Origin of the sequence: Brevibacterium sp. FME17 (assembly GCF_014897515.1) — a bacterium.
Classification (GTDB): domain Bacteria; phylum Actinomycetota; class Actinomycetes; order Actinomycetales; family Brevibacteriaceae; genus Brevibacterium.
The window spans coordinates 1-12,396 of sequence record NZ_JABUYD010000005.1 but is presented as its reverse complement, the minus strand read 5'-3'; the positions used below and the strand labels follow the sequence as shown (position 1 = coordinate 12,396).

14 protein-coding genes and 2 tRNA genes are annotated in these 12,396 nt (G+C 61.0%); 7 read left to right on the top strand and 9 right to left on the bottom strand.

All coding sequences use genetic code 11. The features are described 5' to 3' along the window. Window position 1: 1 nt before the first annotated feature. Window positions 2–1,282 carry an NRAMP family divalent metal transporter gene (locus INT40_RS06415; protein WP_193095756.1) on the bottom strand — a complete coding sequence of 427 codons (1,281 nt, stop codon included), beginning with the start codon at window positions 1,280–1,282 and terminating at the stop codon, window positions 2–4. Window positions 1,283–1,484: 202 nt separating this feature from the next. Between INT40_RS06415 and INT40_RS06410 the strand changes: the two genes are divergently transcribed. Continuing rightward, a complete protein-coding gene (locus tag INT40_RS06410) occupies window positions 1,485–2,123 on the top strand; it encodes a GntR family transcriptional regulator (RefSeq protein ID WP_101572916.1) in 639 nt (212 codons plus the stop codon). Window positions 2,124–2,590: 467 nt separating this feature from the next. Here the strand turns inward: INT40_RS06410 and INT40_RS06405 are convergent. From INT40_RS06405 to INT40_RS06380, 6 genes are all read right to left on the bottom strand, one after another. Then, a tRNA-Lys gene (locus INT40_RS06405) sits at window positions 2,591–2,666 on the bottom strand. Window positions 2,667–2,776: 110 nt separating this feature from the next. Continuing rightward, window positions 2,777–3,097 (bottom strand): GroES family chaperonin, encoded by a 321-nt coding sequence (locus tag INT40_RS06400; RefSeq protein ID WP_101572915.1) that lies wholly within the window; start codon window positions 3,095–3,097, stop codon window positions 2,777–2,779. After that, a complete protein-coding gene (locus INT40_RS06395) occupies window positions 3,090–3,380 on the bottom strand; it encodes a DUF3618 domain-containing protein (protein ID WP_101572914.1) in 291 nt (96 codons plus the stop codon). The genes INT40_RS06400 and INT40_RS06395 overlap by 8 nt, the downstream gene beginning before the upstream one ends. Before the next feature lie 93 nt (window positions 3,381–3,473). Next, a complete protein-coding gene (locus INT40_RS06390; protein WP_101572912.1) occupies window positions 3,474–4,199 on the bottom strand; it encodes an ASCH domain-containing protein in 726 nt (241 codons plus the stop codon). Between the two features lie 70 nt (window positions 4,200–4,269). Beyond that, window positions 4,270–5,925, bottom strand: a complete 1,656-nt coding sequence (locus INT40_RS06385; RefSeq protein ID WP_101572910.1) for a hypothetical protein — start codon at window positions 5,923–5,925, stop codon at window positions 4,270–4,272. A gap of 109 nt (window positions 5,926–6,034) precedes the next feature. Then, window positions 6,035–7,714, bottom strand: a complete 1,680-nt coding sequence (locus tag INT40_RS06380) for a hypothetical protein (protein ID WP_193095755.1) — start codon at window positions 7,712–7,714, stop codon at window positions 6,035–6,037. A gap of 224 nt (window positions 7,715–7,938) precedes the next feature. Here INT40_RS06380 and INT40_RS06375 point away from each other — a divergent pair. Continuing rightward, window positions 7,939–8,011, top strand: a tRNA-His gene (locus INT40_RS06375). Here the strand turns inward: INT40_RS06375 and INT40_RS06370 are convergent. Further along, entirely contained in the window at window positions 7,993–9,165 is a 1,173-nt protein-coding gene (locus INT40_RS06370) for a site-specific integrase (protein ID WP_101572906.1), read from the bottom strand. The genes INT40_RS06375 and INT40_RS06370 overlap by 19 nt on opposite strands. Window positions 9,166–9,213: 48 nt before the next feature. On the opposite strand from INT40_RS06370, the gene INT40_RS06365 reads away from it, so the two are divergent. The 3 genes from INT40_RS06365 to INT40_RS06355 all read left to right on the top strand — a co-directional run bounded on the left by INT40_RS06365 (window position 9,214) and on the right by INT40_RS06355 (window position 10,085). Further along, the gene (locus INT40_RS06365) at window positions 9,214–9,402 is read left to right on the top strand and encodes a hypothetical protein (protein WP_180958989.1); all 189 of its coding nucleotides are present in this window, start codon (window positions 9,214–9,216) and stop codon (window positions 9,400–9,402) included. Window positions 9,403–9,534: 132 nt separating this feature from the next. Beyond that, window positions 9,535–9,711 (top strand): hypothetical protein, encoded by a 177-nt coding sequence (locus tag INT40_RS06360; RefSeq protein ID WP_180958988.1) that lies wholly within the window; start codon window positions 9,535–9,537, stop codon window positions 9,709–9,711. After that, a complete protein-coding gene (locus INT40_RS06355; RefSeq protein WP_101572902.1) occupies window positions 9,708–10,085 on the top strand; it encodes a hypothetical protein in 378 nt (125 codons plus the stop codon). Before INT40_RS06360 ends, INT40_RS06355 begins: the two co-directional genes overlap by 4 nt. A 310-nt stretch (window positions 10,086–10,395) precedes the next feature. Here the strand turns inward: INT40_RS06355 and INT40_RS06350 are convergent, their stop codons facing one another. Continuing rightward, a complete protein-coding gene (locus INT40_RS06350) occupies window positions 10,396–10,998 on the bottom strand; it encodes an HIRAN domain-containing protein (RefSeq protein ID WP_101572898.1) in 603 nt (200 codons plus the stop codon). 62 nt (window positions 10,999–11,060) lie between these two features. Between INT40_RS06350 and INT40_RS06345 the strand changes: the two genes are divergently transcribed. Together INT40_RS06345 and INT40_RS06340 are read left to right on the top strand one after the other, a co-directional pair. After that, window positions 11,061–11,330, top strand: coding sequence for a hypothetical protein (locus INT40_RS06345; RefSeq protein WP_101572896.1), 270 nt, complete (start codon window positions 11,061–11,063; stop codon window positions 11,328–11,330). A gap of 370 nt (window positions 11,331–11,700) precedes the next feature. Then, window positions 11,701–12,117, top strand: coding sequence for a DUF6653 family protein (locus INT40_RS06340; protein ID WP_145997439.1), 417 nt, complete (start codon window positions 11,701–11,703; stop codon window positions 12,115–12,117). Window positions 12,118–12,396 lie beyond the last annotated feature (279 nt).

Here is a 12,396-nt window from a genome sequence, read left to right as displayed (position 1 = left end):
GTCACCCTCCGATTCCGATCATTGCGAAGATGGGGCCGACCGATCCGACGGCCGTGTACCACATCACCAGTGTTGCCGCGGTGCCGATGATCAGCAACCACGTGGGATATTTGTCGACTCGCAGCAGGCGTGGCCTGAACCAGCCGATGTACATGAAGATCGTCAGGCCGATCGGCAGGATGAGTCCGTTGAATCCGCCGACGAAGACGAGCAGGGTCGCCGGTGCTGTTCCGACGATGAGGTAGATGATGAGGGAGACGGTGATGAACGCGACCGTGGCCAGCTGCAGCGGCCATCCCTTCCCGAGGTGTGTGGAGAACGCGGACAGGAATGTCGCCGAGGTGTAGGCGGCCCCGATCACCGAGCTCAGTGCCGCGGCCCAGAAGATGGCGCCGAAGATGCGCATTCCGGCATCGCCGAGGACGGCGGAGAACGCCTGACCGGCAGGGTTGGCGGCCTGACCGCTGAGGTCGAGGGCGACTCCCGAGGCCACGACGCCGAGGATGGCCAGAAACAGGATATAGCGCATGACGCCGGTGACGAGGATGCCTGTGAGCGCCGAGCGCATCACTGAGGGAGCATGCTCCGGTCCGGTCTTGCCCGAGTCGAGGTAGCGGTGGGCTCCCGAGTAGGTGATGTAGCCGCCGACGCTGCCTCCGACGATGGTCGTGATGGTGGCGAAGTTGATGGTGTCGGGCAGGAAGCTCTGCTTGATCGCCTCGCCGACCGGCGGGTCGGAGGCGATCGCGACGATGACGGTGAGGATGATCATTCCGATTCCGAGGACCATGACGACGGTGTCGACGACCTTGCCCGCGCGTTTGAACAGGAAGATTCCGATCGCCAGCACACCGGTGAGCAGGCCGCCGAGCTTCGGGTCGATGCCGAGGAGGGCGTTGAGTCCCAGACCTCCGCCGGCGATGTTGCCGATGTTAAAGGCCAGACCGCCGATGACGATGAGGATCGACAGGAGGATGCCCGTGCCCGGGATGGCGCTCGACGCCAGCTGTGCCGCACGCTTGCCCGAGGACGTGATCATGCGCCACACATTGAGCTGGATGGCGATGTCGATGAGGATCGAGATGAAGATGGCGAAGGCGAAGGCCGCGCCCATCTGGGCGGTGAACGTTGCCGTCTGGGTGATGAACCCGGGGCCGATGGCCGAGGTGGCCATGAGGAAGATCGCGCCCAGGATCGCACTGCGGCTGACCTTGACCGAGGACTTCGCCGCCTGGTCATCGGGCGCCTGGTTGTGCGGCGTCTGTTCTTGTGGCTGTGACATGGGGTCTCCAAGTTGCCTGGAATGTGGTCCGCCTGCCGATGCGATAGGGGCCAGCCACGGTGGTGGTCCGCATCACTATCGAAGAAGCGTTAGACAATCTAGCATGGATTGTTCAACAAGAATAGAGCTAGGTCACATTTCAGGACTGAAGCTGTTCTCGCAAATCTGGGCTATTTGTTGCCGCGATCACTAGGATGGAACTGTGAATCACGAATCGTCCCTGGTCAATCGGCTCACCGACCGTCTCATTGCCGGCGAGCTGCGTCCCGGCGCCCGCCTGTCCGAAGCCGCCTTGGCGAAGGAATTCGACGTCTCCCGGAACACATTGCGTGAGGCCTTCCGTGTGTTGGGGGAGCAGGGGCTGGTCAATCACATTCCGCATCGCGGAGTCTCGGTGGCCTCGCCGAACACTTCGGACGTCATCGATATCTACCGGGTGCGGCGACACATCGAATGCTCTGTGCTCGAGAACGCTCCGAAGAACCACCCGGGCGCCGAGGAGATGCGCCGGGCCGTCGAGGCTGCGCACACGGCTGCGGCCGCCGATGATTGGTTGCAGGTGGGGACACTGAATATGTCCTTCCACAATGCCGTGGTCTCATTGTCGGACAGCTCGCGCCTGATGCGCTCATTCGGGAATGTGCTGGCCGAGCTGCGCCTGGCCTTCCTCAAAGTCGAGGTCCTCGACTTTCTTCATGCGCCGTTCGTCGAACGCAATCAAGAGGTCCTCGACGCCTACCTCAATGAGAGCCCGAGGGCGGCGGCGGCGAAGCTCGGTGCCTACCTCGGTGACTCCGAACGTCAGGTCCTCGGCGCATATGCGCGCGCAGGCCAGGCCTGAGCGCGCGGATCTCGGCACAGGGGCCGTTGAGGCCCGACTGCTAGACTGAGAGCGACGTGTTTGTGCAAATTGCATACGCCCATGTCGGCCCAGAGCCTGCATGTCTAACGGCAGATCAGACAGTGGTCGATCTGCAAGGAGTGCGCAATGAAGTATGCACCATATCTCTGTCCCGACTGCTACGGCCGTCTCATCGACACAGCCGCTGCTGCGGAACCCGGTGACGGAGCCAACTTGAACCCCATGCTTGAGTGCGCAGACGGCTGCGGCGTTTCGGAGAATGCTCTGAAGCCGTATAGAACCCGAATGAATGGCAGGGCCCGAGCAGCAGGCAGGGCACCGGTCCGACCTGCAGCTAAGATACCGGCTCGGCGCCAGCGCTAGCGGCTACACTCGAGCGGCTGCGTGCCACAGGAGACAAACAAGAAACCGCCGTTCGGATGTTCCGAACGGCGGCTTCTTGGCTGTGGTGCACCCCCCGGGACTTGAACCCGGAACCCACTGATTAAGAGTCAGTTGCTCTACCAATTGAGCTAGAGGTGCGAGCTGCGCTTGTCGCGCAACGAGAATTAATATTACTCAGGTTGCCAGGGTTCTTGCAAACTGAGAACCACTCATTTGAGGTTTTGTGAGGTAGCTCGCATACCTGCAGGTCAGAGGTACATCCCGGATCTCGATTGTTCCGGTGGCTCCGAGATCGCGTGAATGTCGCGCTCACGCAGGAGCACGTACGCGTTCCCCTCGAGCTCCACCTCGGCGAGCTCCTCAGGATCGTAGAGGACGGTATCGCCGAGGTTGGCCTGCCGAACGTGTGGGCCGGCCGCGACGACCTTGCCCCACACGAGACGCTTCCCCATGCTGGCGGTTGCTGGGATGACGATCCCGGCCGAGGATTTGCGCTCCCCGGCCTCTTCGCCCGGATCCAGAAGGAGCCGGTCGTGCAGCATGCGGATGGGCAGGCTGGCTTCAGCCACGCTTGCTGCGGCCGGAGACGCCCACGATCAGTGCGGCCACGCCGAGGACGACGCCGACGCCGAGTGCAACTGCTTCGGGCTTGACCGAGCCTGAGTCCTCGTCGACGACGGTGTACTTTGCCTTGTTCGTGGCGCGAGTGGCCAGCACCTTCGGGTGGACACGGCCCACAAGTTCATCGATGTTGTCCGCGATGCGCTCTTCGCGCAGGCGAATCGATTCCGCCAGCTGGCTGGGTGACGCTGAGTCGACGGTCACATCTGAGGTGTAGACATTGTCAGTCATCGGGGCAGGTCCTCCGGGTCGAGAATACATTCATGCACGTGACGGGGTGCCAGCGTGCCTCGTGTCAAGCTTAACCGCTTGATTCTCCCAGTGTCAGATATTGACCGCGGAGAGCCTGAAAGTCACCACTTCAACCTTCGCGTCCTCGGGCATGGTCGGATAGTGATCGCGCAGATTGGCGATATAGCCGGCGACGCTCGACCCGGTCTTCAGCTGGAGGATCTGTGGTGTCAGCTCGCTCAATCGATGAGTGTGCACCGCGGTGATGTCGATGGGCAGTGGGCCGTGGTCGGTGTGCTCGAAGTAGGCCAGGGCGGGACCTGTTGTGTGGGATTCGCCCCAGCGCACAGTCAGGGTCTTCTTCGCCGAGGTGGTCGCTTCGTAATACCGAGGATGAAACCTCAGGAGGCGCTGGGGCGCCGAATCCGGTTGACGGTAGTAATGGGGGAGGAGCGCGGAGATCGGAGCGATATCGGCAGACGCCGTAGAGCCCGATCCGGGGATGGCGACGAGGGCGTCGGGGTGCAGGTCGAGAATGACCTGACGGCACCGGCCACAGGGTGACAGGAGTCCCCGACCGCCATCGCCGGCCGCCGCGATTGTGACGAGGGGTCCTGCTTCGGCCGCTGCCGCAGTGCCGATGGCGACGAGCTCGGCGCAGGGACCACCGGTGAAGTGGTGGACGTTGACGCCGGTATGGATGCGACCGTGGGTGTCCATGACGGCCGCGGCCACCGTGTGGTTCTCATTGGTGCCCAGCCTGGCTGCCAGAGATTCGGCGACGGCGACGACCTGGAATTCAGAATCGTAGAGGTCCATGCTGCGATCTTAGGGCAGCAACAGGCCTGAGAACCGGTCTTCGGTGAAGACGGTTCGGGTCTGAGACGGCTCAGTTCTGCTTGTTGCGGCGTCCGACGAGCCAGATGATGAAGCCGACTGCGGCCATGCCGGAGGCTGCCAGGATGAAGACCGGCCACGAGCTCGCGATCGTTGACACAATCGACTCACCGAAGGAGGTAGATGGCGGTTTGTCGCTGCGCGGCTCCGGTGTGTCGCCTCCGGTGATGAGGTCAGTGTCATCATCGGGCGCCGGTGTATCGGGGTTCTGTGGGACGGGATCCGAATAGTCAGGAGGAGGGGACTCGCCGTTCCCTGGCATCCAATCGTCGCCGACGTCTCCAGGGATCTCATCGCGTGTATCGGAGGAACCGTTGCCGGTCTCAGGATCAGGGGTGGTGTCCTTACCGTCTGGTCCTCTGCCGCCCGAGGTTGTTCCGGAGCCGTTCTTGTCGGCTGAGTCTTTGTCGTCCTTGCCGCCGTCTTTGTTCGAGCTGCCGTCGTTATCGGCATCTCCTACGCTGTCGGACTTGCCGGAATCAGAGTCGGAGTCGGATCCGTCCGAGGATGACGAGGAGTTCGAATCAGAGTTCTTCTTGGAAGAGTCAGCGTCTGACGATGACGAAGCGTCGGCGTCTTTCGAATCAGCTTTCGCGGAGTCCGAGGATTTGGAGTCAGAGGAGGCCTTCGACGAGGAATTGCTGTCCGAGTCAGATGGGGTGTTGCCGTCTGCGGAGCTGGACGAATTCGCCTTATTGCCATTCTTCGAGGCTGTGGCGTCCTTCGAGTCTGCGTCGGAGTTCGCGCCGTCAGCGCCGGTATCGGAGCTGGCCGTGTTGTCTGTGTCTTCAGAGGCCCCGGCATTGTCACTAGCCATGCCGCCAGTGTTGTCATCGGTTCCGTTGCTTCCAGCATCATCATCGGGATCTGGAGGATACGTCTCGCCGTCTTCTACGGTGATGTCCTCTCCATCTGAAGTGAAGGTCCACGCCGGTTCGGGAGCGTCTTCGAATTCCTCGAACTTCATCGGCGCTTTGCTCGGATCCTCGGCGTCTATTACATATCCCTCATCGTTAAACGAGTACTTATCGGGTGCGGCAGCGGCAGTAGCATCCGGAAGAGGATTTCCGCTGTCGTCCGTACCGGCGTTTGACTCGGCGCCAGTAGCCGTCGAATCGGAAGAACCGTTCGAGCCACTACCGTTTTGGGTAGGCCAGCGTATGGCGCTTTCATCCTTGGGAGGACCATCGAATTCCGCGCCCACCCAGCTCTTCGGCATGCTTCCGGAATTATTATCCGGCGTCTTTAGCTTAAGAGTCTTCTTTTCTTGTTTGGGGTCCTGCTTGCCGTCACCCCAGGTCGCTACCAACGACTCAGCAGTCTTACATGGAGGGTCACCGTCGGTGAATTCTTTTGGGGGGTCGCAGGCCTCATCTTTGGCCTCGTCGTCGTTGTCGTCGGGCTCGTCGGACTCCTTGGGGCCGTTGACGTTGCCATCATCCGCTGCAGGTTCAGCATTCTTACCGCCGGTTGAGTCTCCAGCCTCCGTGCCGTCGTTCCCAGGCGTGGAAGTACTTGTTTCCGCCTCGGCAGAATTCGTGAGGCTCGCGTGCGCAGGAGCAATTGTGCCGGCGAAGGGGAGGAATATCAGGGCAAGCGCAGTGCCGAGGGCGGCCGCTGTGCGGCTGAACTCGTGTGTAGCTGGCACTGTGTTCCTTCGCGGTGGGGACTCCGGCATCAAACGTACAAGGGGACATGGCAGACAGGCACGTCGCTGTCCATCCTAATGGCTACGCCAAGGGTGAGAAAGTCATAGCCTATTTTTCGCTCGTGTCGGACGTCTTCTCATAAGCGCGAATCGTCGAATCTTTCCCGTCGACGATGGCCGTGCCGCCGTTGTCGGTCAGCGCCAACAGGTTCGTATCTGTGCGATAGGCGTGCTTGCCTGCCAGCAGGCAGGAGTCGTCGTTGTCGACGGTGCAGGGGACGATTGTGCCGCGCGGTTCCGACAGGTGGATGTCTTTGCTGGAGGTGTCCATGAGCAGCAGTCCGCTTTCCAGGTCGAAGAGGTACGGGCCGATGTAGGCACGTTTCCCGCCCTGGCCGCGCACCCATGACATCTCGCCGACGATGTCGGTCGTCGTGGTCACGGTCGACAGGATCGAACCGTCTTCCAGGGAATGGACGACGAGCTGAATGCGGTGACCGGAGTTTGTCGATGCTCCCTGCTCGCCCCACAGTGTGACCGCTTTGCCGTGGCCGGCGGAGACCCATTTGATGATTTGGAGTTCATCAGAGGGTGTTTCGAGCTTGACGGACCGTTCGTCACCGGACTTGATGTTCTTCGCCTTCACCGGCCCGTTCCAGTCGGAACTGATGAGCTCGTCGTTCTCGATCGCCATCGGCGTTGATCCTGATTCGGGAGTCGGAACATTCACGAGTCCATCGACGCCGAACGTGGACAGGCGATTGCCCGACTTGATGAGGACACTCTTGCCCGCCGATGTGATTCGAGCTTTCTCCGGCAGCTGGTAGGTCTTGGTCTTCTTCTCGCCGTCGATGAGTGCCTCAGCCGTGTTGCCGGCTTGCCACAGCAGTGCGGGTTTGCCGTCGATGGTCGTGTCGACGGCGAAGGTCGGGGCTTGGCTGGTCTTTCCCGAGTAGCGGGTCTTGCCCGTCGCGGAGTCGAGTACTTCGAGCTTGCCGCCGTCGACGACGAGCACACCACGATCGGAGGCGGTCACCGAGGCGTCCTTGGGGATCTTCGTTTCCCACTTCGGGGAGTTGTCGAAGCCGGGGACGACGTCTTCGGTTTTGTCGACCGAGAGTTCGGAGGCCGGGTTGATCTGCTCTTCCGATTCGATCGTCTGCGGTGAATCCTGGGAGCCGGCGGGGACGATGTTCGGGATCACGAACGCCCCGATCATCAGGATCACGATGCCGATGAGCACGAGGCCGGGCACGGTGATCTTCTTCAGCCGCTGCGGTCGACTGTGCTGAGAGCGCTTGTGGTGCGGGGCATGCTTACGCACCCGTGTGCGCTTGACCGTCGGAGCGTTGGGAGCGGCCGGCCCGGAGAAGGGGGTGCCCAGGGGATAGTCATCCCCGTCGTCTGCCTCGGCACCGGGCTGGTTCTGAAGTGACGTCTGCGAGTCGGCAGAGGTGGTGTCCATCGCCGAGGTGGTCGTGGCCTCGTCTGCTGATGTGTCCCCGTTCGCCGCGGCAGGTGCCGCGGAGGCAGAAGATTCCGGAGGGGACTCGGGAGGCGAGGTCGGTGATGCGGACGCAGCGGGGGCGATCTTGCCGGTCTCGTCTAAGAGGACGTCGACTTCCTGCTTGCCATCGTCGATGGTCACAGGCACTTGGGTCGCAGTTTCCCTAGCGTAGTCGCCAAGGTAGGTCATGGCCTGTCCTGTGTCAGAGTAGCGACTCGTCGCCCCGTTGAGGGTGAGATAGGTGAACCCGTCTTGAGAGACGGAGATCAGCGCACGAGCCATGTACAGGGTTCCTTGAACGATATTGAGGGTGGGACCGTGACAATACTAATGAATCCGAACGGGTGCTCCTACCGTTTTTCCGAAACCGTTATACATCGCTACTGAATCGTTGCACGTCAGGAGATCTGTGTCTCATTGTGCACCATATGCGCTGTGAGTTTGCCCGGGTGCCTCAGTGAGGTTAGGATGTATCTTGCTGTCTGCGCCTCGGTGCAGCGCATGTGGTGGGTATAGCTCAGCTGGTAGAGCGCCGCGTTGTGGTCGCGGATGTCGCGGGTTCAAGTCCCGTTACTCACCCCGATGAAATTGCCCCGCGATCCTCTAGAAATAGCGGATCGCGGGGCTTTTCTTATTCCCCGACATTGCTTCTGCCCAAGTTTCATTTCGCGGGCACGGTTCAGCGCCTCGGCAACGACGGTCAGATCCTCGTCCCACAAATCTGCATACGTGTCCAAGGTCATCGCGGCTGAGGCGTGGCCCAGCATCCGTTGGATCGCCTTCACGTTCGCCCCGGACTGCACGGCTAAGGATGCCGCCGTGTGCCGGAAGTCGTGAGGCGTGATCGAGGCGGGCACGCCGGCCGATTCTTTCCCTCGCTTGAACCACCGTTCGCGCGATCGGGCGTGTCGCAGGAACCCTCCCCGTGGCGCCGGGAACAGAAGGTCATCCGGCCCCTTGCCCTCGACCTGATCAGCCATGAGATCATCGAGGAAGGCCGGGTATTCGACCTCTCGCAACTCGTGCGTCTTCGGGGTTTGCACGTGGTGCTTTCCCTTCACGTATACGGCGTTCTCGACGATGCGTAGGCGCCGGCGTCCAGTGTCGGTTCGGGCGATCGTTGATCCGGCCATCTCGCCCCAGCGCAGGCCCGTGTAGCAGGCCGTGTAGACCAGGCAGTCGCGCCCGTTCGACCCCTCGGCGAACTTCGCCACCTGCTCATGCGTCATATAGATATGCTCGGTCCTCCGGCGCTTCGGGAGGTTGTCGAGGTCAGCGGCAGGATTGACAGGTATGAGGCGGTCGCGCATTGCGTCACCCAGGATCCCGAGCAGGGCACCATGGGCACGAAGCACGACTGTCGGGGAGCGGGTCTTCGACATGGCTGCCACCCAGTCAGCGACGGCGGTGCGTTTCACATCTGCAACTCGCACGTTCTGCCACACGGGAAGCACGTGAATCCGCAGCGCCTGCTCGAGTCCGGTGCTTGTGGTGATCTTGAGGTGGGACTGTCGTGCCCGCCATGGTTCTGCAAGCTCGCCGACTGTTACCTTCCCCTGGGTCGGGTCAATGTAGGTGCCTTCGAGTTTGGAGACCTCGACCGTGTTGAGAAAGATCTGAGCCTCCCGCTTTGTCTTGAATCCACGTCGGTCCGTGTGCTTCCGGTCTGGCTTGACGTACCTGACCCGGTACCTGCGACCTTTTTTGGTCTCGTAGTGTTCAATACTGGCCATGGTCTATCCGTTCCGCGCTTGTCCGATCAGTCGGAGCAGCACCTTCTCGTGAGGATGCAAGAACCGCAGCCGGTCTTCGAGCACCTCGGGTATGACATTGAGCTCGTCGGCAGTTTCATGGGCTGTGTGTGCCCACCGGAAGACGTCGACGAGAGCATCCCAGTCGATGAGTTTCCTGGCGGTCAGTCGGCGTGCCGCGGCCTCTTCTTTTGGGTCGTCACAGTTCGTGTGCCCTGACCGACAACCCGGCTACGAAGCGCACCACGTGCTCATCGAAGACGGCGCGGAAGATCGCAAAAGCTCTCAAGGTACCAGCCGACCGTATTTTTTTGTTCGAACTGTGTACTGTGACGCGAGCAGAGTGCACTCATGAACTGGCACGACAAGGTTCCGAAGCCCACGAACTACGACCAGATGGTCAAAGCGTTCGAGAAGATCGCCCACGACCTGCGCGCCCAGGGCATCGACCCCACGAACGAAGACATCCTCAAGGAGAACGCCAGACGAACCCGAGAGGCCGACGCACGCAGGAGGAACGCGGCATGAGCATCATCGACGAGATTCTCGCATCGGGTCGGTACACGGGCAGGCGCGGACGGGAATGGTGGACGCCGTGGGACAAGCCGCCCGGCGAACCACGCTATTGGGTGTCCGGCCTGCCAGGCGGGGATGACCGAATCATCGATCATGCAGAGATGCGCCTGTTGATCGAACGCGACATGCACAGGGGCGAATGCCGGGGGATGGTCAGTTGCCCCGACCATCCAGTGCCACGTGTCCTCGCCAACGAAGGGTGGGGACTCGGTGACGGCGTAGAGTTCTTCGCGATCCCGCCCCACGGATATTGCCGGGCCGGAGACTTCCACCGCACCCTCCCCGAAGCCATGGACGCTGCCCGAGCATTGGCGGTCGAATCATGATCCCGCTCATCATCACCGCCACGATCATCCCCGCCGCCGTCTGGGCCGCCGTAGCCCTCGAACCACACGTGGAGTCATGGGCGACACGAAGATGGCTGGAAGAGGCGCACAGGGCCTCCGGTGGAACCTCAAACACCGACAATCCCAAACCCGAACCTCACGCAACCTCACCAAACGTTGGAGCCGAAACCGAACCTCACCAACCGCGTGTCAGGACTGGGAAAAGTCCCGTAGGTGAGGACAAGCTACGACCATGAGAAAGACATGTGACCGCAGCCAAGACGTGATGGCCCTGCGGCGTCGACAGTCGTTAGAGGTTCAGTTCCTCGGCGACCTCGGCGGGCATGACTACGATCGTAATGCCCGCTATGCCCATGACGACCCCGACGAACTTTTCGCCGGCGTCGATGGGCTTCGCGAGACGCCGAGCAAACCCCCGGTTGACGTAACCGTAGATGTGTTTCGAACTGGGGCGGGCGACAGCAATCGCGTTGGGATCGTACTTGTTCTTAGGCTCCCTGCGAAGGTCAATATGATCGCCAACTTTCAGCCGTGCGGCGGGGTAGTTTTTCCACCCTCGAACGTTCAGGTAGAAGATTCCGAGTCTTGCCAGCGCCAGGTTGCCGGGGGAGGGCTGCTTACCAGACTCTTCACTCACGAATCGGAACTCACCCTCGCGGCGCTCAATTCGGAAGGCGAGTGTTCCAGTGGGGTCACGAACCAGTTCGGAATCAGCTTCTTCTTTCGAGAGCCACGTTTCGCTGATCGAAGTGCTGCTATTGGTCTGATCGGAGATGTCCGGTGCAACGGTGTCGGTGTCGACGGGCTGTTGAGGACTCGATGGCGCGAGGAATTTCGCCGCCAACCAGCATATGAGGGCAATGCCCAGAAGGATGCCGACTACTACCCACATGAGGAGACCTCCGTGTCTACCGTTTCCAGAACTTTAACCGAAGAGTCTCGGGAGCAGAAGCAATGAACTGGGACGAGAAGGCAGCAGCGAGAGCTTACGAACGCGCCGTAAGCGACGAGCAAGGAAGTTGGTTCGAGGAAGGGGCGGCATGGCAACGATCCGCCCTGGAAACGCCAGAATCAGTAGACAGAGCGGCTGAAGCGATCTGGGAACGCAACCACGGGCCCGCAGAGAAGCCCGTCACCTGGGAAACGACGCTCGAAGAAATTCGGGAATTATGGCGAGAAGACGCCCGTGCAGTAATTGCCGCACTGAACCAGGGGAAATGGTGACCATAAACGACTACAACACCCGCCGCTACGGGCCCGGCACGAACCGCCACTGGTGGGGCATCGCGCACCGACGCTGGCTGCTCAACAGTGGACGATACGTGCGGTCAGGGGAACAACGCAGCGCACGAGCAGGGATGCCGGCAGGATTCAGGATGATCGGTGAACATGGCCCCGAACTGGTCAACTTTCGACCCCACCATCGTGGCTCCGCGATCGGCATGGGAGACCAGCACTGGCCAGGACGCGGGTGCGAATGAAACGCCTACTGCGTCGCTTGTTCAAGCAGAAGCACGCCAATGGCGGTCACATTGGCAACCCGGCGGAGGACGACAGCATCCCGATCGTCCTCCGCGAGAGATAGAATTCGGGTATGCGTCTGGCGAATATACGACAATATATTTTCTCAAAACACTGTCATCCGATCAGTGCCTGGAGCCGGCTAATTACGACCCCATTGCTCCTAGTGCCCGCGTGGAAACGTGACCCTTTGCAGACCGCAGGGGTGGCAGCGTGGTTCGCTGTGAACCCTGTTATGACTCCCGCGCCAAAACATCACCGTGCCTTTGCAACACGAGCGATGCTTGGAGAGGAACTATGGTCAGCTGAGCCTGCCAGCGATCGCACACTCATCGGTATCAACGCCGTGGGCACGATCGTTTTGGGGACTGCGATGATCGCGGCGTGGAAGCGCCGTCCTGTACCCGCTGCGATCGCGATCGCTTCATCGATGGTGATGACACTTGTCTCGTGGCAACGATATGCGGCGATATTCGACCGTCAGAGCTGAGACTGCCTTTCAGGACTCAGGTGATTGGTGATCGACCTTTCGTCACTAAACCCTGCATCAGTCCCCAAGACCAGCGGCCCGACGCAGGACCCAAATACGGGTGGAAGGTCATCTGGGAGGCTGGGCCGGAACTGGTGAACCTAAGTATCGTCCACCCGAAAGACCCAGGCCGTTAGTAGTCGTAACGTCTGTAGTAAGGTCCCGGGTATGGACGAACTGCAAGACCCTGCGTGTCAGGGTGAGTTGAGTCCACCGGTTCATAGCAAGTCCGCCTTCGCA

Coding starts and splice junctions, on each gene's coding strand:
- INT40_RS06415 (WP_193095756.1), bottom strand. CDS start 1,282: ATGTCACAGCCACAAGAACAGACGCCGCACAACCAGGCGCCCGATGAC.
- INT40_RS06395 (WP_101572914.1), bottom strand. CDS start 3,380: ATGACTGACAATGTCTACACCTCAGATGTGACCGTCGACTCAGCGTCA.
- INT40_RS06390 (WP_101572912.1), bottom strand. CDS start 4,199: ATGGACCTCTACGATTCTGAATTCCAGGTCGTCGCCGTCGCCGAATCT.
- INT40_RS06380 (WP_193095755.1), bottom strand. CDS start 7,714: ATGGCTCGTGCGCTGATCTCCGTCTCTCAAGACGGGTTCACCTATCTC.
- INT40_RS06370 (WP_101572906.1), bottom strand. CDS start 9,165: ATGGCCAGTATTGAACACTACGAGACCAAAAAAGGTCGCAGGTACCGG.
- INT40_RS06360 (WP_180958988.1), top strand. CDS start 9,535: ATGAACTGGCACGACAAGGTTCCGAAGCCCACGAACTACGACCAGATG.
- INT40_RS06355 (WP_101572902.1), top strand. CDS start 9,708: ATGAGCATCATCGACGAGATTCTCGCATCGGGTCGGTACACGGGCAGG.
- INT40_RS06350 (WP_101572898.1), bottom strand. CDS start 10,998: ATGTGGGTAGTAGTCGGCATCCTTCTGGGCATTGCCCTCATATGCTGG.
- INT40_RS06345 (WP_101572896.1), top strand. CDS start 11,061: ATGAACTGGGACGAGAAGGCAGCAGCGAGAGCTTACGAACGCGCCGTA.
- INT40_RS06340 (WP_145997439.1), top strand. CDS start 11,701: ATGCGTCTGGCGAATATACGACAATATATTTTCTCAAAACACTGTCAT.